The 24,979-nt window shown below is 44.7% G+C and carries 18 protein-coding genes and 2 tRNA genes; 10 read left to right on the forward strand and 10 right to left on the reverse strand.

What is annotated here, in order from left to right:
- Nucleotides 1–33: 33 nt before the first annotated feature.
- Nucleotides 34–249: a hypothetical protein gene (locus tag FHS68_RS07935; protein ID WP_167268941.1), complete on the forward strand. Its 216-nt coding sequence runs from the start codon at nt 34–36 to the stop codon at nt 247–249.
- Here the strand turns inward: FHS68_RS07935 and FHS68_RS07940 are convergent, their stop codons facing one another.
- The 3 genes from FHS68_RS07940 to FHS68_RS07950 all read right to left on the reverse strand — a co-directional run bounded on the left by FHS68_RS07940 (nt 250) and on the right by FHS68_RS07950 (nt 3,005).
- Nucleotides 250–1,002: an esterase family protein gene (locus FHS68_RS07940; RefSeq protein ID WP_229211818.1), complete on the reverse strand. Its 753-nt coding sequence runs from the start codon at nt 1,000–1,002 to the stop codon at nt 250–252. It abuts the gene before it with no gap.
- Nucleotides 996–1,607: a GDSL-type esterase/lipase family protein gene (locus tag FHS68_RS07945; protein ID WP_167268943.1), complete on the reverse strand. Its 612-nt coding sequence runs from the start codon at nt 1,605–1,607 to the stop codon at nt 996–998. Before FHS68_RS07945 ends, FHS68_RS07940 begins: the two co-directional genes overlap by 7 nt.
- Nucleotides 1,608–1,736: 129 nt before the next feature.
- Nucleotides 1,737–3,005, reverse strand: a complete 1,269-nt coding sequence (locus tag FHS68_RS07950) for a ComEC/Rec2 family competence protein (protein WP_167268945.1) — start codon at nt 3,003–3,005, stop codon at nt 1,737–1,739.
- Between the two features lie 272 nt (nt 3,006–3,277).
- Between FHS68_RS07950 and FHS68_RS07955 the strand changes: the two genes are divergently transcribed.
- The 3 genes from FHS68_RS07955 (at nt 3,278) to FHS68_RS07965 (ending at nt 8,670) form a co-directional block, all read left to right on the forward strand.
- Nucleotides 3,278–6,589: a SusC/RagA family TonB-linked outer membrane protein gene (locus FHS68_RS07955; RefSeq protein ID WP_167268947.1), complete on the forward strand. Its 3,312-nt coding sequence runs from the start codon at nt 3,278–3,280 to the stop codon at nt 6,587–6,589.
- Nucleotides 6,590–6,623: 34 nt separating this feature from the next.
- Complete coding sequence (locus tag FHS68_RS07960; protein ID WP_167268949.1) at nt 6,624–8,099, forward strand: SusD/RagB family nutrient-binding outer membrane lipoprotein; 1,476 nt, start codon at nt 6,624–6,626, stop codon at nt 8,097–8,099.
- Between the two features lie 148 nt (nt 8,100–8,247).
- Nucleotides 8,248–8,670, forward strand: coding sequence for a helix-turn-helix domain-containing protein (locus FHS68_RS07965; RefSeq protein ID WP_167268951.1), 423 nt, complete (start codon nt 8,248–8,250; stop codon nt 8,668–8,670).
- 133 nt (nt 8,671–8,803) lie between these two features.
- Here FHS68_RS07965 and FHS68_RS07970 read toward each other — a convergent pair whose 3' ends face one another.
- Nucleotides 8,804–12,838 carry a hypothetical protein gene (locus tag FHS68_RS07970; RefSeq protein ID WP_167268953.1) on the reverse strand — a complete coding sequence of 1,345 codons (4,035 nt, stop codon included), beginning with the start codon at nt 12,836–12,838 and terminating at the stop codon, nt 8,804–8,806.
- A gap of 176 nt (nt 12,839–13,014) precedes the next feature.
- On the opposite strand from FHS68_RS07970, the gene FHS68_RS07975 reads away from it, so the two are divergent.
- Both FHS68_RS07975 and FHS68_RS07980 read left to right on the forward strand, forming a co-directional pair.
- The gene (locus FHS68_RS07975) at nt 13,015–13,602 is read left to right on the forward strand and encodes a TetR/AcrR family transcriptional regulator (RefSeq protein ID WP_167268955.1); all 588 of its coding nucleotides are present in this window, start codon (nt 13,015–13,017) and stop codon (nt 13,600–13,602) included.
- Between the two features lie 41 nt (nt 13,603–13,643).
- On the forward strand, nt 13,644–14,108 hold the full coding sequence (locus FHS68_RS07980) for a hypothetical protein (protein WP_167268957.1): 465 nt from the start codon (nt 13,644–13,646) through the stop codon (nt 14,106–14,108).
- Nucleotides 14,109–14,168: 60 nt separating this feature from the next.
- Here FHS68_RS07980 and FHS68_RS07985 read toward each other — a convergent pair whose 3' ends face one another.
- Both FHS68_RS07985 and FHS68_RS07990 read right to left on the reverse strand, forming a co-directional pair.
- Nucleotides 14,169–15,758 (reverse strand): M12 family metallopeptidase, encoded by a 1,590-nt coding sequence (locus FHS68_RS07985; protein WP_167268959.1) that lies wholly within the window; start codon nt 15,756–15,758, stop codon nt 14,169–14,171.
- A 163-nt stretch (nt 15,759–15,921) separates the two neighbouring features.
- Nucleotides 15,922–17,544, reverse strand: coding sequence for a S8 family serine peptidase (locus FHS68_RS07990; RefSeq protein ID WP_167268961.1), 1,623 nt, complete (start codon nt 17,542–17,544; stop codon nt 15,922–15,924).
- Nucleotides 17,545–17,743: 199 nt separating this feature from the next.
- On the opposite strand from FHS68_RS07990, the gene FHS68_RS07995 reads away from it, so the two are divergent.
- Entirely contained in the window at nt 17,744–19,066 is a 1,323-nt protein-coding gene (locus FHS68_RS07995; protein WP_167268963.1) for a gluconate:H+ symporter, read from the forward strand.
- Nucleotides 19,067–19,126: 60 nt separating this feature from the next.
- Here FHS68_RS07995 and FHS68_RS08000 read toward each other — a convergent pair whose 3' ends face one another.
- From FHS68_RS08000 to FHS68_RS08010, 3 genes are all read right to left on the reverse strand, one after another.
- Nucleotides 19,127–19,618 carry a hypothetical protein gene (locus tag FHS68_RS08000; RefSeq protein WP_167268965.1) on the reverse strand — a complete coding sequence of 164 codons (492 nt, stop codon included), beginning with the start codon at nt 19,616–19,618 and terminating at the stop codon, nt 19,127–19,129.
- Nucleotides 19,619–20,023: 405 nt separating this feature from the next.
- A tRNA-Cys gene (locus FHS68_RS08005) sits at nt 20,024–20,095 on the reverse strand.
- An 11-nt stretch (nt 20,096–20,106) separates the two neighbouring features.
- Nucleotides 20,107–20,179, reverse strand: a tRNA-Phe gene (locus tag FHS68_RS08010).
- A gap of 246 nt (nt 20,180–20,425) precedes the next feature.
- On the opposite strand from FHS68_RS08010, the gene FHS68_RS08015 reads away from it, so the two are divergent.
- The 3 genes from FHS68_RS08015 to FHS68_RS08025 are packed head-to-tail and all read left to right on the forward strand — an operon-like array spanning nt 20,426 to nt 21,640.
- On the forward strand, nt 20,426–20,878 hold the full coding sequence (locus FHS68_RS08015; protein WP_167268967.1) for an SRPBCC family protein: 453 nt from the start codon (nt 20,426–20,428) through the stop codon (nt 20,876–20,878).
- Entirely contained in the window at nt 20,859–21,182 is a 324-nt protein-coding gene (locus FHS68_RS08020) for an ArsR/SmtB family transcription factor (RefSeq protein WP_167268969.1), read from the forward strand. Before FHS68_RS08015 ends, FHS68_RS08020 begins: the two co-directional genes overlap by 20 nt.
- Nucleotides 21,183–21,193: 11 nt before the next feature.
- Entirely contained in the window at nt 21,194–21,640 is a 447-nt protein-coding gene (locus FHS68_RS08025; RefSeq protein ID WP_167268971.1) for an SRPBCC family protein, read from the forward strand.
- Nucleotides 21,641–21,665: 25 nt separating this feature from the next.
- Here FHS68_RS08025 and FHS68_RS08030 read toward each other — a convergent pair whose 3' ends face one another.
- Nucleotides 21,666–24,965 (reverse strand): glycosyl hydrolase, encoded by a 3,300-nt coding sequence (locus tag FHS68_RS08030; RefSeq protein ID WP_167268973.1) that lies wholly within the window; start codon nt 24,963–24,965, stop codon nt 21,666–21,668.
- Nucleotides 24,966–24,979: the final 14 nt, after the last annotated feature.

Here is a 24,979-nt window from a genome sequence, read left to right on the forward strand (position 1 = left end):
ATTTACGAGGTCATTCAACCGTTCCCGAGACTTATGAAAGGAAAGAAAAAAGAACTTGCGCTCCAGATCGTTTCGATCGTTAACACTAAACTCAGCGAGGCAGAGCAGGCTTCGAAGAAGCTGAGGAAAATGGTCGGAAAAGTAGCAAAGAAGCTTGCTAACAAGATTATTAAGGTTGAAAAACGGGCTACCAAGAAAAGCAAAAAACTAGCTGAGAAAGAGCAAACCGGCGGTGAAGTGGTTGCCTGATCACAAATACAACTTGACCATCTCTCGCCAGTAGCGCGGGCGGTGGGCCTCTTCTTCCCAGATGAACAAGTTATGAGGTACGCCGATTGCGTTCAGAGAGTCGCTTAATCGCTTGTTATCAGGCAGAAATGAATCATCCTGCCCGATGGCCAGTGTGATGTCGAGGTTTCGCAATTGCTTCAATAACTTTTTATCACTTATCCTGGGGACAAAGTGATTGGGCATATTGAAGTAGATGTTTTCGTCGAAATAACCGTCAAAAAGGTCGGCGAAGAATGGCAGCGGTTTGGTTAAATCGTAGCGCGCGCTCATACCCACAATTTTGTTGAAAATTTTGGGGTTTTTCAAACCAATGTTGACGGCGTGATAGCCTCCCAGGCTGCAACCGGCTACCGCGAGTTGCTTTTCTTTGTTCCTTTGTTTTACGAAAGGAATGACTTCATTCAAAATATACCTTTCATATTGCAAATGCCGGAGGATTCGCTCACGAGGCGGTTTATTTGAATAAAAACTTTCCTCATCAATGCTGTCGACGCAAAAAACCTGAACCTCGCCGGAGGTAATTTTCTCACGCATGGCATCAATGATCCGCCAGTTTTCCAGGTCATAAAAATGAGCTGCCCTGGTAGGAAAGAATATAACGGGTACGCCCTCTCTACCGAAAACCAGCATTTCCATATACCTGTTCAGGTTTGGGCTAAACCATTTTTGGTATTCCCTTTCCATGATCGCAGCTTCTTGTGAGCTTACCATATCTTAATATCATTGGGCAGGTTGAGTGACTTCCTGATTATTTTTTTCCATAAATCGTAACCCATTGGGCTCAAATGCAATCCGTCTTGCTCAAAAAGATGTTTATCCGGTGCGCCTCGTTCATTCAGCATAGCCGGGAAGATATCGATATAATGCTGATGCGGATCCTTTTCAATCTCTTCGCAAATAAGCCGGTTGGCTGTTTTAATCTGGGATATAATCTCCCAGCGTTGCAGGCTCGGCTTAATGCTAATGTAATAGCAGGATATATTGCCAAACTTCTTTTGAATCTGTCCCATCAGCTGCCGATAAAACAGGCATACTTCCATTGGATTGCGGCCATCGCCCAGATCATTGTCTCCAGCATAAATAACAATGGCATTTGCAGAAGCTATCGGGGCCATGATCCGGTCAAAAAACCAGGCGCAGGCGGCCAGTGTTGATCCTCCAAAGCCCAGATTAACCGGTTTTATATCTTCGAAATCAGCATATAGCGTTGTCCAGAGATTGATGCTGGAACTGCCATAAAACACGGTTTCCGGCTGAAATAATAGTTTCTGAGATTCTTTCTCAACCCGTAATACCTCATCTTCATACCAATTCATACTCGCTTCTAAATAATCTTAAAGATACGCCTCTAATGTTACCCGGGTGTGAATTGATCATACTAACACTTTAACTAATTTTAAAACTTACAGCACCAATGCCAATATGATTGAACACCAACCAGCGACTTATCGTGCAATGTAAGGCCCGTGGACACTTTTGATCTTGCATTCTTCATTGCGATCGTCCAGGATAAAAACGTGATAGCGATCGCCGCCTGGTTCCACTCTCACGACGATATGTCCGCTGTCGCTTTTTAGCCTGTCGAGCAGTTCCCCGATCACCAGTTTATTGGGTTCCAGCATATCTGTTGCGAAAACATCCCTTTCGCCGGGATAAATATTCTGGGAATAAATCCGGTCCAGGACGTCATGCCCAGGGTGATCAGACGACCAGACGGGGATGATTAAAACCCTCGGCCGCAAGGTTTTCAGCATCATTTCATTTTGGGAATCCCGGTTTCCGTGATGGTCAAGGATCTGCATTTCAACCGGGCCAACGGCTTTCGCAACCGGCGTTTCCATATCCTGCCACTGCGGCATGCCAGGCCGTACGATTCCCGGCAGATCGCCGCCGGTGAAATAGTCGAATTTTCCGTAGCTTATCCTTAATGCAATGCTGCACATATTCTCACTGGGAAACAGCTGCGGGCTCAATGTTTTCAGATCAGGAAATTGCGCCCTGGTTTCCGTTCCCACCCCCGTCCATACCTCGCCATTGGCCGCCACATTGCGTATTTCGAACACGCCCGCATATTTTTTAGGGTTTCTAATCAAAGTAAGCTGATCGTTTCGGCCAGGAGCTGCCTTTCCAATTTTCATCCCCTTATTTTTCGCATTCCAATCCAGGAAGCTGCGGTAATTGGCCATCGTTTTGGTGTCCGTCACTTTCGGAAATGTATAGTCAGGCCATCCGCGATCGATCATTTTTCCAATGGGCAGCCAGTCGCCTACCTCAGTAATCCCCGTCAACATATACGGCCCCTGTTTCGACTTTTTGGAAATACCGGAAACTTCGCCCATGTGATCGTCATGAAAATGGGTGATCAGCGCATAATCCAGGGATTTTTCTTTGGCCCTAAATTCCATTGCCTTGCTGATGTACCGTGCGATCCATTCTCCCGGCTGGCGGGTCGTATCGGGCTTGACTTTGGTATTGCGCGGGCCCATTGTTCTTGGCTCCGTCGGATCCAGGGCACCCGCATCGATGAGTAGCGTGGTTCCATCCGGCAAAATGAAAAAGGTAGCATTGCCGCCTCCGGTATTGATGTGATGAATATCCAGATAGCCCTCCTTCCATCCGTCCAGAGTCTGACCGGGCTGCTGCGCGTAGCTTTTAGAAATAAACAATAAGAGAAAGAATATCTGGTATGCAAAAACTGGTACTGCTTTTTTCATTTCCGGGATTTTTAATGGGAAGAAAGGACAAAATGCATTGCCCTCAAAAAGACAAATTCGCGCAATATCATGACTATACCAAAGCGAAACCTACGCTTGATGTTATCAAATTATTAAATATTAAACCCATTTATTATCAGTGTTTTACGTGGAAAATTTTTGATCAAAAATGTATCAATAGTACCGGAGAATGCACCAAAACTACTGGCAAAAACTTGCATGAACGATTGAATTTTGCTGAACCGTATTCACAAATTCATCTCTGATTTATCATGAAAAGATCTTTATTTAAATTGTTCTCACTGTTTTTGCTGTCGCACATTTGCCATGCGCAAAATGTAACCGGCCGCGTAACCTCATCCGATGACGGAGCAGCGCTCGCTGGGGTCAGTATTTTAGTAAAAGGCACCACAAGTGGCACGCTTACCGACAATGAGGGAAACTATCTGATTGCGTCGCCAGCCGATAATGCAGTACTCGTATTCTCCTTTGTTGGCTTTGTTCCAAAAGAAATTGAGGTAAAAGGCAGGGGCAAAATTGATGTTTCCCTGGCTACCGACGCTACCCAGCTGAAAGAACTTGTCGTAACCGCGCTCGGGATTGAAAAAAACAAGAAAGCATTGGGATATGCGACCCAAAGCGTAGACGGAAACCAGCTTATCCAGGCGCGGGAAACAAACCTGGTCAGTTCTCTGGCCGGAAAAGTAGCAGGGGTTAACATCGTGAGTAATCCATCGGGGATTGGGAGTTCCAGCAGGATCACGATCCGTGGTGAACGTTCATTGAACATTAATAATAATCAACCTCTTTTTGTGGTCGATGGCGTGCCGATATCCAATAGCTTCACGGGATCCACGGGCGGCCCGGGTGGCAGGAACCAGGATGTGGATTTTGGTAACGGCGCCGGTTTTATCAACCCTGATGATATTGAGTCAGTTACCGTCTTGAAAGGCGGAAGCGCTGCCGCATTGTATGGTTCTAGGGCCAATAATGGGGTGATTATTATCAAAACAAAAACCGGTAAGTCTACAAAAGGCATTGGCGTATCGGTGAACCATACCACCACCTTCGAATCCGTTTTAAAACTTCCAAAATACCAGAATGTGTATGGTCAGGGATTGGTAGAATTCAATTTTGTGGACGGCAATGGTAATGGTAACCGCGATGGTGTGGACGAAAGTTGGGGGCCAGCCATGAACGGCCAGCTGTTAAGCCAGTTCGACTCCCCGACCAGCAATGGATTTCGCGGCGGCGACGTGGGTAACCTCTCCCCTGCCATTGGCATTGTGGACCTGAACGCGCAGCTTTTGAAACGCGGAACAATACAGGCCACGCCTTGGATCGCCTATCCGGATAATGTGAAGGATTTTTTCGAAACCGGGGTTACCAATACGGATAACCTGGCGGTAAGTTCCTCGTCGGATAAAGGCGATTTCCGATTGTCTTACACACGTTTGGATCAAAAGGGTTTTATACCTAATACTGATCTTGCCAGAAATACCTTTGCCGTTTCGGGTGGTTATAATCTCAATAAAAAGCTGAAAATTAATACAGTTGTCAACTACATTGACAATAAAAGCGGTAACCGTCCGAGCCTGAGCTATGGTACCGAAAACATTATGTACCTATTCAACAACTGGTACAGTTCATCGCACAATACCGCTTCGCTGCGCAATTACTGGCAGGCTGGACGGGAAGGATTGAACCAGTTTAACTTCAATTATAATTACCATGATAATCCGTATTTCAATCTTTATGAGAATACAAACGGTCAGGATATCAAACGCATATTCGGCAATGTTGCTGCCAATTATGCATTCACAGACTGGCTAAGCCTCACGCTCCGCACGGGAACGGATTACAGTAACGAATTCCGCGACCGCAGAAGAGCGTATAGCACCCAGCGTTACCTGCTGGGAAGCTACCGCGAAGAGAAAATTGTATTGCAGGAAACAAACAGCGATTTCTTACTAAGCGCCAACAAAGACCTGAATTCCGGCATTTCAATCCAGGCTTCTGTGGGAGGTAACCTCTTGCGCCAGACCCGCAACATGTCCGACATCAGCGCACCGGAGCTGGCCGTGCCGGGAATTTATTCGCTCGGAAATTCCAAGGTCGCATTGCAGGCGACCAGTATGCGTTCGCAGAAAAGGATCAACAGCCTATATGCATCTGGCCAGGTTGGTTATAAGGATATGGTGTTTGTGGATCTTTCGGCCAGGAATGATTGGTCGAGCTCACTGCCGCGTGCCAATCGGAGCTACTTCTATCCGGCAGGGAATGTAAGTCTCATTCTGTCAGATTTGCTTAACATTAACAGCGGACCGGTCTCCTTTTTGAAAGCCAGGGTTGGTCTGGCACGGGTCGGAAATGATACCGACCCTTATCAGCTGATTTCAGCATATACCGCGCAAACGGCGGTGAAAGGATTGCCTTCCTACTCGGAGCTTTCCACACTGGCCAACGCGGAATTGAAACCCGAGATCAGCTCATCATTTGAAACAGGTTTTGATCTGCGCCTTTTCAAAAACCGCATTAACCTGGATGTTACCTACTACCTCAGCAATAGCGAAAACCAGATCCTGCCCATTCCATTGTCCAGCACGTCGGGCTATAACGCCAAGATTATCAACGCCGGACTGATCCGGAACTGGGGTTCAGAGATCATGCTTTCCACCATTCCGGTTCGGCTTGATAATGGTTTCAAATGGGAATTAAATGTAAACCATACAGTGAGCCGCAGCGAAGTGAAGCGGCTTTATACAGATCCTGTTTCCGGGCAGGCGATCAGCAATTACGTACTCGCATCCAGGTATGTGACGGTGGAAGCCCGCGTAGGCGAACGTATGGGTAATATGTACGGCATCGGATACGAGCGTGTGAGCGCTGACCCGAAAAGTAAATATTATGATAAAACCGGCCAGTACGTCGGCGAGATCGTCTACAACAATGCAGGAAAGCCTGTTCCAACGACTGAACGTGTCTTACTCGGCAATTACAATCCTGACTGGCAGGCGGGTATCAGCAACCGTTTTTCATTCAAAGGCATTTCACTCAGCTTTTTGATTGACCATCGTCACGGCGGGTCGTTGTACTCGCATACGCAAACGGTAGGACGGGAAGGCGGCCGGATCATTGAAACCCTTGAAGGCCGGGCCAATGGTTATGATCTTTCACTGCCTGGCAATGGCGTGATTGGCAAGGGCGTCGTACCGACCAGTGACGCTGGGGGAGCAATAACGGGCTTTACTCCGAACGATAAAAAATTAAGCTCCCGCGAATGGCACACCACCATTACCCTGGGCAGGACATTACTGGAACCTGTAATTTACGACGCGACATTTACCAAATTGAGGGAAGTAATTCTGGGCTATGTCGTACCCGCCAGATGGCTTGGAAGCAATTTTCCTGTCCGGGACCTTTCCATCTCTTTCGTTGGAAGAAACCTGTTCTTGTGGAGCAAAGTGCCGCATATCGATCCGGAAACCTCATCAACCCTTGGCGGTACCGTACTTCCGGGTGTAGAATCGACGGCCATTCCGTCGACGCGGAGTTATGGATTCAATATCAATTTCAAATTGTAATCTGGTTTTAAAACGAATGCTATCATTCAATACAATGAAAAAAACACTCACCCATGCGCTGCTCATTTGCCTCATTTCAGCGAATGCATGCACGTCCGATTTCGATGAAATCAATAAAGACCCAAACAGCCCGACGCAGGTTACCATACAATTGCTATTGCCACAGATCGTGCGCGATATGATGAATTCCCTTTTAACCGAAACCTGGGGCATTGGGAACATTGTGATCCAGCAAACGGCTAAGAACCAATTTGTTAACGAAGACCGATACTTATGGGGCGAACGGAATAATTTATGGAATGCCGTATATGAAAATATGCGCGACGTCAATAACATCCTTATTCTTGCAGAAAAAGACAAGCTGGACAACAACAAGGCCGTTGCGCTCATTCTCAAATCCTGGATGTTCTCCATTGCGACGGATGCCTATGGCGATATCCCTTATTCGGAAGCCATCAAAGCGAAGGAAGGTGTTCTTTATGCCAAATACGATGCCCAGGAAGATATTTACAAAGGAATCCTGGCCGATCTGGCCACGGCCAACACATTGCTATCGACCGGCACAGATGCGATCAGCGGCGACCCGCTTTATGGAGGTAACGCAGCAAAATGGAGAAAGCTGGCCAATTCATTGCGCATCCGGTATCTCATGCGGATCTCCGATCGCCGCGACGTATCCGCAGACCTCACTGCCATTATTGCGAACCCGACAGCAGCACCGGTTTTCGAAGGAAATGCGGACAATGGCGTCTACACCTACCTCGCAGCCGCTCCCGACCAATTCCCGGAATATTCCGACCGGATCGGATCATTTAATGAGTACCGTGCCAGCAAAACAATGGTGGATTGGCTGAAATCCAAAAAGGATCCCCGTCTGAATGTCTTTTTCAGGGCAACGCCTGTGACCGAAAACACGCCTTCCCCAGCCGACGATGTTTTCGAAGGTCTTCCCAATGGATTGGACGATGTAGCGGCACAGACTTACAATGGCGGACAGCAATTTCAATCCAGGATCGGCTCGCTTTATTATGAAAATTCCATTACACCCGCCGGGCTTTCCATTGCAAAAGGCATTATCATGACCTTCCCCGAATTGCAGTTTGTGCTGGCGGAAGCAGCAGAAAAAGGATTGATTAACAAGCCGGCTGAGGCTTACTATAACGCTGGCATGAAAGGTTCATTTGATTTTTACAATGTTGATCCGGGCAATGCCTATTACCAGCAAGCGGCTGTAGCCTACACCGGAACGAAAAGTGAGAAACTGACCAAGATCGGTGAACAAAAATGGGCGTCGCTGTTTTATACGGGTTTGGAAGCATGGTTTGACTGGCGGAGAACAAATATCCCTGCGCTGAAACCATCGGCGACCAATCAAAACGAGAACAAGATCCCCGTCCGATTTATCTATCCAATCATCGAGCAGGCATTGAATGGCGAAAACCGGAAAGCAGCTGTAACGAGGCAAGGTGTGGATAACATCAATACCAAGGTTTGGTGGGATGTGAAATGAGGTGAGGCAGATATCCAATGAGTAAGTTACCCACGCGTGCCGCGTGGGTAACTTACTTTGTAATGCCCTACACGGGCCGCCCGTAAATTACCCGAAAACTTCCCGGGGGATTTGTATAAATTGCCTCTTTAACCAAACCCCTTTCCGCATGGCACATACTACCTCCAACCCAAAGATCCACGAAGGCCGTAATCTTAAAAGATTTCGTGAAATGCTCGGAATTAAGCAGGACGCACTTGCGTTCGAGCTCGGCGAAGACTGGAATCAGCAGAGAATTTCCACACTCGAACAAAAGGAAAAGATTGATTCGGAGATTTTGGAGCAGGTTGCGGCTATTTTGAAGATACCTGCGGAGGCGATTCGGAATTTTGATGAACAACAGGCAATCAATAACATATCCTGCAATTTCTCAGGTAATGCTGTAAACAATAATGGTGTCAATATTCAGCACATTAATCCAATAGACAAAATCATTCAATTGCACGAGGAGAAGATTGCTTTGTATGAGCGGATGTTGAAGGAGAAGGATGAGATGATGGGGCGGTTGGAGCGGTTGATTGGGGGGAGGTAGGATATTAATCATCGGACAAATAACCTAAATCGAGAGAATTGATCCTTCTCGACTAAATCCATCACTATGGATTTTTTGTTGCAGCAACTAAACTACCAGGCAAAGCTTCTAGCTTTTAAGCATTTATTCAAGCTCATACTTCGTTCCATCCAGATTCCACGAGCTTTGTATGTATCATGGAAGTAAGAATCCCCCAAGTAGGAAACAACTTATGCAGTCTATCATACCATTCGCCCAACATTTCCACATTTAAAGTCAATTCAAAATTGCCCGGGTTGCTGTCCCCAGTTGGATAAATGTTTCGATGGATTTCAAACATATATTCCCAATATTTCTGCTCAAATTCATTTACCAGATAGAGTTCCCTGTCCAACGGATAAGCGTTAATAATTTCTGTCAGTGTATCAATTACGAATTGAAATGACCTCTGAATCTTGCCCCCTACTCCGCAGATATGATTCTGAAACGTTGTCAATCCCTCCTGATCAAGTTCATTCTCATCAAAAAATTTGAGATCTTTCAAATGATCCAATAAAAAAAGCACACTCGCAAATTCGCTTTTGAGAGTTCGCAGATCAACAAATTTGACATGAACCTCTTCCCAGCTCATCAACTTTAATTTAATAATGAACTGAGCCTCTATGTCTGTTGAAAGAACATTATGAATTCCAATTGTATTGAAGGTCTTGTCTTTAACAACATGCAATGGAAAAACGTGCCATTTATTATCAAGCGAATAACCTTTCACTATTGGAAGAAAAGAAAAGCTTGAAAACTTACTTTCAAACATTAAATATTTAAGACTTTGAAACTTGACTAAACTCACAATATTGTGTAGCGCATTGTAATATTCAGCAAGCGCTAAAAAGTAACTTGTTGATGTATCTGCACTTAGAATAAAAATGGCGCCGTTATTGTTCGGGCCACGTAGGTATCTGAAGCTAACTCCTGTGGACTTAACGATAGATTTAAAAGCCCATTTAAGTCTGACCTCAAAATCTTCATGCAAGGAAGTTATCCCCTCGGACGCCAATATCCTTTTCGGATCTCCCGATTCGATAGCGCTAACCGCAGTTTTCCATAAAGTAGCTATCAAATGAAGATAATCCGTTTGTATTGGTCTGTCTTGTCCATTTACAAGATGTCCAAAATACTTTTGTTTTTGCTTTTGATACTCAATATTCTTCTCACAGGCAGAATAAAGATTGATAATGCTTAAATAAAGAGATTGTTTGTCATCCTCATAACTTGAATTAATTTTTCTTTTCGAAAAACTATATATTGTACTTCCAGATTGTGAAATGAAATTTTCAATCGAACTTCTAAATTCAGCGTGCGCAGTGAGAAATCCCTGATAAATATCATTGAATATCCTTTCTTTCTGCTCTCCCGAATCAGTGAGCTTCGACTTCATACTTGTGGGTAAGCCAAACTTATCCGAAACAACTCTGGGAATTTTCAGCACCCTTCCGCTTTTGTAACTTGCTTGATCGATGATAGGGATGATTGCACTATATTCCCCATTTTTTTTGAAACTTAATATCGACCTCTCGAAATTCTTAAGAATTTTCATCACTTCCGATTCCCAAGTCAACAACTCGTCAATAAATTCACGCCAGCCCTCTGGACGCAGCTCAAATTCGATCAACCTTCTAGTTGTTGCGTTAATATTTACCCATTCTGATAGTGGTAGACTAGTGACCGAAACCTCCTTTCGACTATCATCAAAATCCAAAGGAACTGTTGATAGGCGATGTCCGTGGGATTGCGTTCTGAATTTCGACTTATCTGGAAATGCATTTCGAAGTATCTCCAGGATATTGACAATTCCTTGATGTTGAGACATAAGGCTATCCTTATCTCTCAAAAAATCGTAAAGGATATTAACACTAACTTCATCATCTATGGTAAGTAACAGAATGTTAAATTGCCGTCTTAGTCGGTTCGTAAATGTGACGGCCAACTTTTCCCGTATCGTATTTAAATTGGGCGAATAATAGTACATCCCCAACATTAGTTTTGCTAAAGTTTCAAGGCCAATTTCCGAGAATGCCACAGCAAAATCGCTTTCTCTAACAGCTATACCTTTATTTGACGAATTGGGAACATTGCCACTCCAAAACAAAACCTCCCCAAAGGCTCTCCAATCATTTTCTGTTTGAGGAATTATTTGAGGAACAGACACGGAGTCAAATAATTTAGAACAATACACAAAGACCTCGTTCTTATCAGTTAATCTAGAATTTACATCGTTAATAAATTCCAACAAATCTTGTCTTCCATTCACAAAAAATTCCAGTACGGTTTGAGGATTATAGGTGTTACCATGGTACAAATCTACCAACATGTACCAAGCGTCGCCAAATCTGTCAACCACAGTATATAAGAGACCCTTGTTAATTAATAAGTAATCATATACTCCTTTCCAGATAAATGCGGAACTAACGGACTGGTAATAAACCCAGCCAATTGATTGAAGGTCCTTTAAAATACCCAAAACATCCTCTGGTTCAATAAGCTGTTCAAAAAAAGATTGAATCAAAAATGAGAAAACATCAAAATCATATATGTATTGTAGACTTGGACGTATAAAGTCCCTTTTCTCAGCTGAAAAATTGTCAAATAGCAATTCACAGAGTATTCTTGATCTAACTGGGTGTAAGCCAGTTAAAAGCTTAGCAGAGCTATCATTTTTAATTAGATACTCCCGTTCAAATTTTTCAACTATAAATAGTATATTAGGGTATTTCTTAATTTTACCAGCATCAATATGTCCATCAAAAGCACTGATAAGACTAATTATGCGCAAAAAATGTATCTGCCCTTCTAGTCCTCCATTACTATTTTCGTCGCCAGCTATATTCGAGATTTGCTGCCTAAGTCTATTTTTTAATGAGTCCCCTTGAACAATTGAATATACCAATTCCAGCAGTGGGACTTCATTGCCTAGCTCTATCCATAGTTCGGTGAAATTAAGATACTTTCTTATCCCCAACTTTCCTTCCAACAACCCATATATTTGCTCCGCCTCCTCTCGAGATAATATCAATTCTATTTTAGAAAATGAAAACTCAATTCCAGATGTACTTGCTCTATACCAATCCTCATTTCTTATTGTAATTAAAAATTTGACGGATTTATTATTTTTAAATGTATGCACTATTCTTAGCCATGAGGTTGTATTTGGAGCAACATTTATAATAAAAATCAAAGATACTTCTAGACTCTTAACAATGGAGTTCATTGCGACAATAGACTCGACGGTATTAATCGGATCTTGTTGAACATTGAGCTCATATATGAGCGAGTTCGGCGTATTATCGAATACATATCTATATGCTAACGAAGACTTACCTTGGCCGGAAGCACCATGTAATATCACAGTATTTTCATATTTAAATTGCTCGTGTATCTGGTCTAACAAATTTAAACGGCGCACATCAAGTCCAAGTTGAATGTGTTCATATCTCGCACTTGTGCCATTATAAAATTCTTCTTTTAGCAATTCACTATCTAGTGAAGAAAGATCTGATAAATGCAAAGGTTTGAAATAGATCCCGTATCGATCCTTAATGGCAATTCGTTCCGAAAGGTATACTGCTATCGATTCGATTTTATCGAAGACATCTCGGCTTGTGATAACAACCTGTTTTTCAGCAGTCACTTGCAGCCAGTATAACAGATTTTCCGCGGTTGGCACTGGGTCTATTTGCTTGTAACCTCGCAAGTTTGACAATATCTCGTCAATAAGAGTCCCTTCCTCTACTTCAATAAAGTCAATTTTTTCCTTCACCAATTGCCATTGCGACTGAGTAAAGCTCGCGGCAACTACATTCTTAATTTTCGAACTGCCACTTTCTCGAATACTTTTAACCTCGGGAGATATCGGACCGAATGATACAAGTCTAGGAAGAGATCCAGGATATCGATCGACGTAGCGCCTTAAAAACGATGTTCTCTTATCATTGACCAGGTCTGAGGGAATTAGAACTCTATTCAAATTCTTCACCTGAATGGCAATCAACAGATCTCCCTGATCATTCAAAATGTCAAGATCTTCTTCACCTTCTAGTCGATATTGATAGTTTTTGTCTTGGTTTGATAATATGTAATGGAGAGAATACAGAAATTGGGTTCGATATCCTTTTAATGCGGCAGTTGCTGACATAGGAGAATTGTATATAATTAGATCAATCTACCACAAAACATAACTATTCCATAATGTCTTGAGATTTTCATTGGAATGGCATCAGCCCATAAGTCCTTAGCATAATATTCGGCGATCCTTCGCGAAAAGAATATCAAAAAACCCTACCTTCGAAAAAACATACCACCTAGTACGTTATGGGCAAAGCCGACAACACCCGATCAACCATCCTGCAAAAAGCCTTCGAATTAATTTACAAAAATGGATATCAAGCTACCAGCATTGACGTGATCATTGCCACCACACACGTAACCAAAGGTGCTTTTTTTTATCATTTCAAATCCAAAGAGGAAATGGGGCTGGCGATTATTAAGGAGGTAATGTACCCCGGCATGGCTGCGGCGATGATCGATCCTTTGCTGGACGGGAAGGATTTGCCCGATAAGATTTACCAGATGATGAAAGGGTTGCTGCTCGGTAATCCGTTTTTCATAGTCGAGTACGGCTGTCCGGCGATCAATCTTATTGAAGAAATGTCACCTTTGAATCCCGCATTCAAAGACGCCCTGACCCAGCTCGTTGTCAAATGGCAGCATGCTATTGAGCAGGTCTTGACCCGGGCGCAGCAATCCGGCAATATCAGGCCCGACTTATCACCGCGACAAATCGCTTTTTTCATCGTCACCGGGTATAGCGGCGTGCGGAACATGGGCAAGGTCTTCGGCCCAGGCTGTTACGACGACTACCTGTCCGAGCTGAAAGGCTACCTTCAAAAACTGAGTTGAAAATTTTTTAACCATAAACATACCAGATAGTATTTTTTCCTATGTATCCGATCCTTCTTTTCCTGCATTCTTTGTTTCGCTGGATGGTGCTGGCGTCCTTGCTGCTTTCGATTTTTGTCGCGTATCAGGGTTATAGTGGCAAAAAGCCATTTACGACAGCTGCCAACAGCATTCGCCACTGGACCGCCACGATTGCGCATATTCAATTGACGTTGGGTGTGACTTTATATTTTCAGTCCCCAATTGTAAAATTGGCTGTCTCGGCGTCCGGCAATGGATGGTACCATGACCAACCCCTCTTCTTTCGCTACATCCATGCGGTGATGATGATTATTGCGGTGATTGTCATCACAATTGGTTCGGCGAAAGCAAAACGGATGGAAACAGACCAGCTCAAATATCAAACCATGCTTCGGTGGTTTGTTGCGGCTTTGGTCATATTGCTTATTGCCATTCCATGGCCGTTCTCGCCCCTGGTAGCCCGTCCGTATTTTCGGTTTTTATAGCAGCAAAACCGCTGCGAGACGAATTTCTCAGCGGTTTTGTCATGAAGGTCAGAACCTTTATCAGTTCCCCGCATCAGCAGCAGCCAGGTGGGTCATGTCAGACCAGTTATTCGATATCAATTTAATGGTACCGGCTTCGTCCACATTATACAACTTACCCATACTATTTACCAGAAGATTTTTCCCTGAGGATGTCAATTGGGCGCCGGTACCGAAGATGTCTGAGCCGTGCGTGGTCGTTACCCCTGTCATCGGATTTATTTTGTAAAGCCTGCCCTGATTTTTAACGACGTACAATTGATCTTTCAAAGCCGCCAACTCGGTAACGCCTTTATATCCCGTACCCATTGACAAAAACGACAGACCATCCATAGAAACCCTGAACAAATTATCGCCATTTACAATGAAGAGGAATCCATAGGCATAAGATATCGCTGTTCCCGGCACCCAATATTGTCCACCCAGTTTTTGTTTGGAACCGGTATTGACTTCAATTTTCCACAAATAACCGTTTTGCAGCGCATAGACATAACCTTTGGAATAAACCATTCCTTTGACACCATTAAACTCATAGGCCAAGGCAGTTCCTTCGCCAGTATCGGTGTTTAACTTCATGATATTGGGACCTCTCCCTATAAAGATGATTCCAGGAATCGCATACATGGCTTCCACCGAAGTATAGTGGCTGGGGTACTTTGATTTGTTTCCGGATATAACATCAGAAGCGAAGACATCGAGCGCATTAGCCGCGTACAGATTGGAATACATTGCCGTGATACAGCCAATATCATTGGTTGAAAACTGATTACGCTGCACGCTAAACGTACTTCCGTCAAGATAAGTCATCACCGGCAATCCGTTTTTGGAATAGGCGTAAGAATCCAGCATCATGATAGACCCCATATCCATCTGACCATATTGGATGGCTGCCTTCCCTGACTGGTTGATTGTCATTAGATTAGGTTTATCAGCATCGGCCACATTGGCCAGGTTCACCTTTATTGTGGAAGCCCTGTCGGAACGCGTATGTTCATGAAGTAAGCCAACAGTATGGCCGATTTCATGGAGAATTCCGCCTTTGGTGGCTGAGATTGGCATTGTAATAAACTGCTGTCCGCCGACACGTCCAATGGAAGAAGAGTATCCCCTGGCCCCGGTGAATGTCACATAACTTGGCTCGATCAGCGGAGGATTGCTTCCTGGTAAAGTGACTGTCCCCCGTTTGGCAACGAATCTGATGGGCGTTGAAGCTTCCACATCGGCGATCGCAGCCAGTATTGTTTCCTTGTTGGCAATGGAAGCGTCGATGGTGTAAGAGATTGTATTGTTGGGCCAAAGCGAGGTATACATGGTTACTGCTTCTGTACGTGCGTTCGAAGTTCCGCGAAGCTGCTGTGGCGATAAGATAATATCTCCTTCAAAAACCGCCTTATTGTCAATTTCGGTGTAAGTGATTTCATTGCCAAACAGCGTACCCTGTTTCAGCACCCCTTGTTCGCCAGGGTAAGCTACTTCCGGTGCAATACGGTTTATGGCAGATTCGGCAGCAGTTGCTACTTCGTTTTCCGGTTGCATTTCCCGGCAGGAAGTGATCGAGAGTGCAACGCAAAGTACCAGGCTTGTTTTCGATAATAAATGCATTCCTTTCATGATAGTCGATTTTTTTAGTGTTTAGCTTTTGTCAAATGCAACTCGCATTCGGATGATCAAAAGTAAACCTAAGGCCAGGGCTGGTTGGCCAATAATCGATGAAAGGAGGTTTAAAATCGCTGAATGTAATTGGGGCAGGTAAAACTACGCAGGGTGTATCCGGCTATTTCTTCGCGGCAATTTCTTTGGCAAAATTCAATGCTTTGTAAGCGTTGACAATGCCGCCTGTTCTGCTGAGCGAACTAAAAGGCACCCGCTCCTCGCTTCCGGGTTTCGTAACCGTCAGGCTGGCCGGCGTTGCTGATCTTTCAATGCAGGATCTGATCTCTTTGTAATTCAATGAAGGATAGTAACTCCACAACAGCGCCGCAATACCCGAAACGATCGGCGCTGCAAAGCTTGCGCCACTATCGGTAATGTACTTACCGTCCCTGGCAGTAGTATAAATGTCGCTGCCCGGAGCAAAAACATCTATCGACTTTTTACCATAATTGCTGTAATAAGCGACCAGCGAACTGTCCGACGAAGTTGCGCCCACTTTGATCAGGTTAGTCGCGATTTTGTTATCCAGGTATTTTGCGGTAGGAAACATGGGAATGCTGTCCATATTGCTGGCCTCATTGCCCGCTGCGCAAACGATCAGCACGCCTTTCTTTTCGGCATATTGGACGGCCTTATCCACCTGGTTTTTTTGGGGAGAAAAATATTTACCAAAACTTATGTTGATAATCCGGGCACCATTGTCTACCGCATATTCGATCGCATGTGCAACATCCTTGTCGATCTCGTCGACCTGGGCCGTAATGAAAATCCGTATGGGCATGATCAGCACATTATCGGCCACGCCATCCATACCTACACCATTATTTCGCTGTGCAGCAACGATGCCAGCGCATGCGGTACCATGGTCGTCCCTGGGCAATGAAATATTATTTCCGTACGCCTTGCCGCTATCTACATCCGGGGCGGTGATTTTTTCTTTCGCTGAGAAATACGTTACGTCGTTGTGGGCGATCATGGAATCAGCAATGGATACGGTTTTGCTGACCCTTGCAGCGAGATCCTGAAAAATTGTCAGTCTTTCATTCAGGCTTACCCCTGCCAGCCAGGGTTGCGAAAATGCTTCCAGTCGGTTCCGGTAACTGGCTTGCAAAAGGGTGTCTGCATCAGCTGGCACCGGGAAAGCAAGCAGCATCTGATAATCGACCGAATCCTTTCCTGTTTTGTTTTTATAAAAATCAAACAGAATCTTGTAATCCCTAAGCGTACTTTCGAGTGATTTCTGATTCTCCCGATTCTCTTCAAAAAACTGAACTTTCCCTTCCAACACCTTCTTCCAATAAGCATAACCTTCTTTTTTTGCCAGGATAGCGCTGTCTTTTTCAGTTTCAAAGTTTTTCCTCAGCCTGATATATTCCCTGATCACTTCAACCGTTCCCGCTTCGGTGTTCCCGACAAAATTCCAGCCATGCAGGTCGTCGGTATAACCATTTTTATCATCGTCCAAGCCGTTACCTGCAATCTCCTTTTTATTTTCCCAAACCACATTCTTCAAATCAGGATGGTCATAATCGACGCCCGAATCAATAATCGCGACAATCACCTGCCTCGAAGGTTTTTTGTCATTGAGCAATAACTTATAAGCCTTTTCCACCCCGGCACCCGGAAAGCCATCTTCCTGCCAATCGAGCAAATGCCAGTTCTTTGGAAGGCCCTCAGATGGAACTGCCTGACCTGAGGCAGACAGGCAAAAAAAAGATAAAATGATGGTTGGAATGATGTTCATTTACTGCTTTATTAAGGGCCCTATTTTTGAAATTAAAAATAAATTGTGACATCCATTGAATAGTCCTGACAATTCGGTTTTTATGTTAAAATGTCAGGGGCGATTCGCGGTCGCCTGCAAGTAGATTAACCATGCCCGGCAGCTTGTAATCTACTAAAACAGGTCACAGGGATCTAATCTAAGAAACGTAAACAAGCGAATGTCGTTAGCGATTACTCTGATTGGTATTTTGGCACTGATTGTGCTCATCTCTGTCGTTCGGTTAAACACTTTCCTGTCCTTTCTTGCCGTAACGGTTGGGGTTGGTCTTGCACTGGGACTTCCCGGCCTCACTATCGTCGATTCTATCCAAAAAGGAATTGGCGGCACATTGGGATCCATTACGGCTATCATTGCATTAGGGGCGATGCTGGGCAAACTGGTTGCACAAAGCGGTGCTGCCGAGCGCATTGCTTTCAAATTGATCGAACTGGTCGGGACCTCCAATGCACGATGGGCATTTATGATCACCGGGTTTATTGTCGGGTTGCCTTTGTTCTATTCGGTAGCATTTATGCTATTGACGCCGGTAGTCATCAGCGTTGCGTATCGCTATAAGTTGCCGGCTTTGTACATTGGACTGCCGATGCTGGCTTCCTTATCGGTTACACAAGGGTACCTGCCGCCCCATCCTGCTCCATTGGCAATCCTGAAACAATTCAATGCGTCGATGGGCACGACGCTTTTCTACGGGATCATCATCGCAATACCTGCCATATTGGTATCCGGAGCACTTTTCGGGTCGACGGTGAAAAAATATACCAATCTGCCTAATCCTGCATTCATTGCCCCCGACATGGACTTTGCGAAAGCGCCATCGACCTTCACCAGTTTTTTCACGCTCCTGTTTCCGTTAATATTGATTGGCGTAAGCACAGTTGTCAGCCCTTTTCTACCAGCAGATTCGTGGATAAAAAGTGCTTTGCTTTTCGTTGGAGAGCCCATTATAAGCATGTTTCTTGCGGTGATTTTGGCTTCTTTTACTCTTGGCACGCGGCAGGGAAAATCCAGGCAGGAGGTAACAACCCTGCTGACCGATGCAATTAAAGATGTAGCAATGCTTTTACTGATCTTTGGCGGGGCCGGTGCTTTTAAACAGGTGCTGACGGATGGAGGCGTGAGCCAATCCATCGCAGACATGATGGCGCATTCAACACTTCACCCGTATATCCTTGGCTGGGGCATGGCCGCATTGATCCGCATTTGTGTGGGATCTTCCACCGTTTCCGGCATCACCACGGCAGGATTCATGACGCCATTACTGATCTCGACCGGCGTGGATCCTAACCTGATGGTACTAAGCATTGGGGCGGGCAGTATGATGTTTTCACACGTCAATGACACCGGTTTCTGGCTTTTCCGGGAATATTTTCAACTTTCCATGATTGAAACCTTGAAAACCTGGTCTATTATGGAAACATTGGTTTCGGTAATGGGGCTGGTGGGTGTGATGGGATTGCATTGGGTTTTGGGGATGGTTTGAGGCTTAACTGACTTTCCTGGTTTTAAAATTGAATTGGTAATAAGCCCACTTACTAATATATTATTTGTAAGTCCTATGATAAATATCTATGATCAATTCCTTCGTGGACTTGGATAATTTTGCATGGCGGGTTGTAAAATCTTTATATAATGGTTCAGTGGGACTTGATGCATTTTGACCAAGGGCTACCATTGGATTATACATTTGGGTTATAAAATTGTTTTGAACATCTTGCCCATAGTAGAATTCTAATAAAGCAATGTATGAGGTAAATTTTAAATTCCATTCCTGTCTGACCAAATTGTATTGATTAAATGCTTGTTTATAAAGGCTATCCTCATGCTGGTTTTTACGTTTATACATTTCGTGTGTAAAGAAAAGTCGATTCCCAAGATCCTTGGATATTTGTTCATTTAATTCGAAGCGTTTTTGCATATTTCCTTTTTTATCTTCTCTTCTTTCGTTTGCCCAATTAGTGAGGAACGCTGAGATGAAAGAGATTATGGCACCAACAAGCAGTAATTTGATCTCACTTCTGAAATTTGCCTCCATATGATTGTGATATTGATTGTTTGAAACTCAAATGATAAAAATGCTAACACAGGTATCCCCCCATTATAGCCCAAGAAGCTTAAAAAATTTGCTCGAAATTTTAACCGATTACTATTGATGTGGCTTATCAGTTTAAGGATAGACCGACTAAATTTTAGAGGAATTGCCCACCGAATGGGAGAAAAAATTGAGTAAAAATCGAATGGTCATGTTGCACAGGCGCGGATGTTGCGCTTAATTAAATCGAAGAGCGAGCTAACAATTAAAGACATGATGAAGAAGGAGCGTAGTTGGATTTAATTATACAATCTATGTTCCTTATTACAATAAAATCTTATTAAGCGGTATCCAAAAGTGCAAATTTTAACAAGTAATTTTTCCGAAAAAAAGAGTTGCCGATTATCGAGGCCGACGACAGAATCGAACTGTGCTAAACTCGTTTTGCAGACGAGTACCCATCCATTGAGAATGTCGGCCAATTTAAAAAGTGCGGGAACCTGGTAACGATCCAGGATCTTCGGATTTTCAGTCCGGCGCATAAACCATCTTTGCTATTCCCGCAAACAAAAAAAATCCGCCTGGTGTGTTACCAAGCGGATTGTAAATATATCTTATCGTTGATATAGCTATTCTGCCTGGACTACCTCGCGGCTCCTAAAACAAAAAAGGCTAAATGACAACTGATTTTTCATACGGCAAATCTAAGCAATGATATCCTTCATTTGCAAATTTTTTCATATTTCGCTACAAAAATTTGCGTAACTCAGAAGTTACCTTTACATTTGCGTAACTTCAAAGTTACCTATTATGAAAAGAACAATCAAACACCAGTTTTTCTTTCCGCATCCCGCGGAAACGGTTTGGGAATATCTCACCAAACCTGAACTCATGACTCTATGGCTCATGAAAAATGATTTTAAGCCCGTGGTTGGCCATGACTTCCAATTCAGGACAAACCCGGTTCCTGCCATGGATTTTGACGGCATTTTTCACTGCACAGTATTGGAAATTGATCCTTTCAAAAGGCTTTCTTACTCCTGGCGGAGCGGCCCGGGCGAAGGCGAGATCACACTTGATTCTGTTGTTGTGTGGCAATTGCTGCCGACAGACAAGGGCACGGATCTGCTGCTGGAACATAGCGGTTTTGAGAAAGAAGAGAACCTGAGTTTATACAACGGCCTGAACCATGGCTGGGTGGAGAAATTTCAGAAAATCGACAATCTTTTAAAGGAATCAGCACATGTCAATACCAACGCTTGATACATTCCAGGTGATTGGCGACCCGAGCAGAAGGAAAATGCTGATGCTGCTTTCGGAGGATAGCCTGACCATCAACAGCCTGGCCGACCATTTCGATATGAGTCGGCCAGCCGTTTCAAAACACATTAAAATTTTGCACAACGCCGGATTTATCTCTATTGAGGACATCGGCCGGGAGCGGTATTGCACCCTGAAACAGGATGGTTTTAATGAAATGAAGGATTGGATTTCGTACTTCGACAAGTTCTGGATATCGAAACTGAAAACTTTGGAAACCTTACTAAACAACAGATTACCCAACTAAAAATCAACAAAATGAATCAATCAGATTTTAAACTTACGCTGTTGTCGGAACAAACACCCCACACAGTATATCAGGCTGTCAACAATGTTCGGGAGTGGTGGTCAGGCTATCATGCAGAAGAAATTCATGGCCGCACAGAAAACCTGAATGACGAGTTTAGTTTTCGTGCCGAAGGAGGCGCCCATCATACCATGCAAAAATTAGTAGAAGTAATCCCCGACAAAAAAGTAGTCTGGCTGATCACGGACAGCCAGCTTAATTATCTCGAAAAAAAGGACGAATGGCTGGGCACCAAAGTGATCTTTGATATTTCAGAAAAAGACGGCAAAACGCAATTGGTATTCACCCATGAAGGTTTGACGCCCGAAGCAGAATGTTACGATTCTTGTGCCCCTTCCTGGACCCAATATTTGCAGAACAAATTGTTGCCGTTGATTAATAGCGGAAAAACTGCCTGAGGTAAAACTGAAACTTGATTGATTGTTAATTCTGCTTTGCTTCCAATAGACGCACCGGCCCTAGCAATCCCGAAGGCAGCAAGGGTGAATCCGCTTTATAAAAAGGCATGGTCGTAAAAGTGATCTTGTTGTTCACACCTGGCTGCGCATCGCCAATGAGGCGGTTGACCCAAAGGTTCGTTACATTCACCAGCACCGTGTTACTTCCTGATTTTAATGCATCCGTAATGTCAATCCGAAATGGCTTTTTCCAAACTGTACCGACTTTTTTACCATTAACGGTCACTTCTGCTATGTTTTTCACATCGCCCAAGTCAAGAATGTAGGTTGCGTTTTTATTAATTGTGGCCAATTCAATGCTGTTATGGTAATTAGCAGTCCCAGAAAAATACTTGATCCCGGCGTCAGCATTGTCGGTAAGTGATGCCAGCTTGCTCAATGTGGCTTGCTGGGGTGCGCCACGTCCTTCCTGGAAAGTGAGTTTCCAATCGCCCTTGACCACAGCAGCTTCGGATTCGGTCACTGCTGGTTTGGTGTAGGAAGCAACGGTTGTTTTGTTTTCAAATACAATAAAATAGGCATCCCAGGATTCGAATTTGAGCGGAATAATGGTGCGTCCGTCTTTGATCTGATAAGACACTCTCTCCATTTTACCGGTTTCGGGATGCCACAGTTGGGGCACTTTGTCCGTCACCCGGAAACTTACGGTTGCTTCATTAGGATTGTCACTGCGGTTATCCAGCCAATAAAAATCTGCTGCGGGAGTTTGGCGGTGAACGTAAAGAATATTTGATTTTGCGCCTGAAATATCGACGTCCTTTTGAACGCCCATCTCATTCAGCACACTTTCCACCGGTTTGGTAGAAACATTCGGATTGCCCCATATCTGATTGACCAATGTTGTGAACTCAGCCGGATTATCAGTCAGGCTTGGGCTCATCTCAGGCTTTATCCCAGCCACTTTCATTCCTGATTTAACCAACTCACCCAGTTTTTTCAGGACCGGCAATGTCATATTTTTTGCGGTAGAATCCAGCACCAGCAAACGATACTGCTGGCCGCTTTGCGCGACTATTTTTCCACCTTCTATTTTGATCGCCGTTTTAATGACCGTTGCATTTGCAAAATCATATTCATACCCTTGTATCGACGGCAATTTTTGAGCAAAAGCTTGGGTAATGTTATTGTTTTCGCCATAATAATATAAAATGTCAATAACCGGCTTGCCCTGTTGTAAAAGGTAGCAGCTGCGTCCCAGGTAACTTGTCCATACTTTGGCTTGTTCTGCCCAGGTTTCCTGCCGCGTAAAATACTGACCAAATGGCCCGAGTGATATACCCGGTTTCTTATCATCCAGCGGCTGGTGGACAGAGGTATGCACCACAAACCGGTTCAAACCCGACGCCATTTCCAAATCCGCGGTGCGTTTCAGTTTTTCCGGATGCCAGCTGAATGCATTGCTGATCGAAGTCATGGATTCGGCTGCTACCAGATTTTGTCCATAAATGTGCGCTACCGATGCAGCTTCCCGAATGTCGGCTTCGCTCCTAACCTCCTCGTCGGCACCGCCCGCCAAACTGCCCGGCGTCCACATGGCAGACATTGGAATGTCGGCTTTACGTTTGACGTCCATTCCGTCGGCCAGGAAAATCCGTCCATTTTCATGCGATTCGGTGTAGCGTTTCATACCACGCGCATGCAATGCGTCGCCTATAACCTCGTAATGATTTTCAACGATCAGCTCGCCAATGGTTTTGCGGAAATCCCACAGGAACTTCTCACTGGCTTCGGCGCTTTGTACTACCCTACCTGTGAGCACAGGAATCCAAGGCGTGATTTCATAACCTCGGCGCTTCTTGAATTCTTCCGGCATTGCCTTCGTCCAGGTCATGTGGCCTGCTTCATAACTATCCAAAACCATGTGGCTGAGTCCCTGCGCACCCATTTGGCCGCCGGTCGCATCCTTATACATGTCCAGGTACGTTTCAATGTATTTGCTTACGGCAGTTTTATCCAGCTTATCTACTTCGAGGCCTGTTGCTTCTGGTGAGGCAGGGTGATTTTGCCGACCGGTAATGGAATAGCCCATCCGCATGACGACCCAATTTCCGGCCGGCGCGGTCCAGTTCAATGTACCGTCGGCAGTCATTTTTGATGCAAGATCGATCACGTCCTTTATAGGAATGGCGTCGGAATCTTTCTTAACCAGGGTATGGGTATCTTCTTTCCAGGGAAGAAAACCGGCTTTTTCCTCAAACAAATCAATGCGATCAGTGTTGTACAACACGATTTCAGCAACCGGAACGCCCTCAGGTTTGGCTGTCCCTCCGCCTCCGCCAAACATTTCCGCAAACGGGTTTCCCGCAGGAGCCAGTGTCTTAAATGCAAAACGGAAATATTTCGCGGTAGTCGGAATAATGCTCATGGTGTTTTGAGGAACGGTACTGCCTTTAATCACCACCACATCCTTAAATGTTACCCCATCGTCGCTTACTTTCAAAGTCCGGTTATCCGGCGCTCCTCTGAACTCTGCAAGCGGTCCGCCGCTAGTTGCTCCTACAATAGTGAATGCTTTGACAGTCTGCGGACTTTCAAATTCATATTGAATCCACATTTCCTGCCCGACTTCCAATGGTGGCAAGGTATCTGCTTTGGCCAGATCCCCATCTGTTAGTTTCGCCAGCGTGAATTTCCCGCCGCTGGAAGTGATTTTTGGATTTAATGTCGTCAAAGACTTTTCAGAAGCTGGCAAACGATATGCAATCACAGCCGCATCGGCATAGAATGTAGGTAATGGCCCCACCGGACCGCCGAGCGTACTTCCGCCCATTGGAACATTCTGGAAACTGCCGGTCGTGTTTGGCGGCTGTGGAAGTTTCCCGGCAAATGCCTGACCGCCTGTAACCTTTGTCTCTGTCCAAACATACTTTTTCATCGCATCGCCCGCAGGTACCCACGGCCCACCCGTCACGCTCCATCCGGGAGATGCCGCAATGGTCATTTCAAGTTGAAGTTTTTTGGCAAGATCCGTCGTGTGCTTGAATGCATCTTTCCATTCCGGCGTCATAAACACCAGTTTCTTGGGTGTAACCTGTGGCGTGAAAAGGCTGGCATCGAAATTCTGAAACCCGCCGATCCCAACACGGTCCATCCATTCAAGGTCTTTGGTGATACCTTCTTTGGTAATGTTACCATTCATCCAATGCCACCAAACACGGGGTTTGGCGGCATTGGGCGGACTTTGAAATCCTTGCTGAAGCGAGGAGGGTTGTTGTGCAATTGCAAAAGCCGGAAGTAGCCAGGCCAGCATGATCATTTTCTTCATTGGAGATAAGGTTT

The sequence above is a fragment of the Dyadobacter arcticus genome (assembly GCF_011762185.1).
GTDB lineage: Bacteria > Bacteroidota > Bacteroidia > Cytophagales > Spirosomataceae > Dyadobacter > Dyadobacter arcticus.

Excerpts from the sequence above, each read along its gene's own strand:
- FHS68_RS07935 (WP_167268941.1), top strand. The coding sequence starts at position 34 with ATGAAAGGAAAGAAAAAAGAACTTGCGCTCCAGATCGTTTCGATCGTT.
- FHS68_RS07940 (WP_229211818.1), bottom strand. The coding sequence starts at position 1,002 with ATGGTAAGCTCACAAGAAGCTGCGATCATGGAAAGGGAATACCAAAAA.
- FHS68_RS07945 (WP_167268943.1), bottom strand. The coding sequence starts at position 1,607 with ATGAATTGGTATGAAGATGAGGTATTACGGGTTGAGAAAGAATCTCAG.
- FHS68_RS07950 (WP_167268945.1), bottom strand. The coding sequence starts at position 3,005 with ATGAAAAAAGCAGTACCAGTTTTTGCATACCAGATATTCTTTCTCTTA.
- FHS68_RS07955 (WP_167268947.1), top strand. The coding sequence starts at position 3,278 with ATGAAAAGATCTTTATTTAAATTGTTCTCACTGTTTTTGCTGTCGCAC.
- FHS68_RS07960 (WP_167268949.1), top strand. The coding sequence starts at position 6,624 with ATGAAAAAAACACTCACCCATGCGCTGCTCATTTGCCTCATTTCAGCG.
- FHS68_RS07965 (WP_167268951.1), top strand. The coding sequence starts at position 8,248 with ATGGCACATACTACCTCCAACCCAAAGATCCACGAAGGCCGTAATCTT.
- FHS68_RS07970 (WP_167268953.1), bottom strand. The coding sequence starts at position 12,838 with ATGTCAGCAACTGCCGCATTAAAAGGATATCGAACCCAATTTCTGTAT.
- FHS68_RS07975 (WP_167268955.1), top strand. The coding sequence starts at position 13,015 with ATGGGCAAAGCCGACAACACCCGATCAACCATCCTGCAAAAAGCCTTC.
- FHS68_RS07980 (WP_167268957.1), top strand. The coding sequence starts at position 13,644 with ATGTATCCGATCCTTCTTTTCCTGCATTCTTTGTTTCGCTGGATGGTG.
- FHS68_RS07985 (WP_167268959.1), bottom strand. The coding sequence starts at position 15,758 with ATGAAAGGAATGCATTTATTATCGAAAACAAGCCTGGTACTTTGCGTT.
- FHS68_RS07990 (WP_167268961.1), bottom strand. The coding sequence starts at position 17,544 with ATGAACATCATTCCAACCATCATTTTATCTTTTTTTTGCCTGTCTGCC.
- FHS68_RS07995 (WP_167268963.1), top strand. The coding sequence starts at position 17,744 with ATGTCGTTAGCGATTACTCTGATTGGTATTTTGGCACTGATTGTGCTC.
- FHS68_RS08000 (WP_167268965.1), bottom strand. The coding sequence starts at position 19,618 with ATGGAGGCAAATTTCAGAAGTGAGATCAAATTACTGCTTGTTGGTGCC.
- FHS68_RS08015 (WP_167268967.1), top strand. The coding sequence starts at position 20,426 with ATGAAAAGAACAATCAAACACCAGTTTTTCTTTCCGCATCCCGCGGAA.
- FHS68_RS08020 (WP_167268969.1), top strand. The coding sequence starts at position 20,859 with ATGTCAATACCAACGCTTGATACATTCCAGGTGATTGGCGACCCGAGC.
- FHS68_RS08025 (WP_167268971.1), top strand. The coding sequence starts at position 21,194 with ATGAATCAATCAGATTTTAAACTTACGCTGTTGTCGGAACAAACACCC.
- FHS68_RS08030 (WP_167268973.1), bottom strand. The coding sequence starts at position 24,965 with ATGAAGAAAATGATCATGCTGGCCTGGCTACTTCCGGCTTTTGCAATT.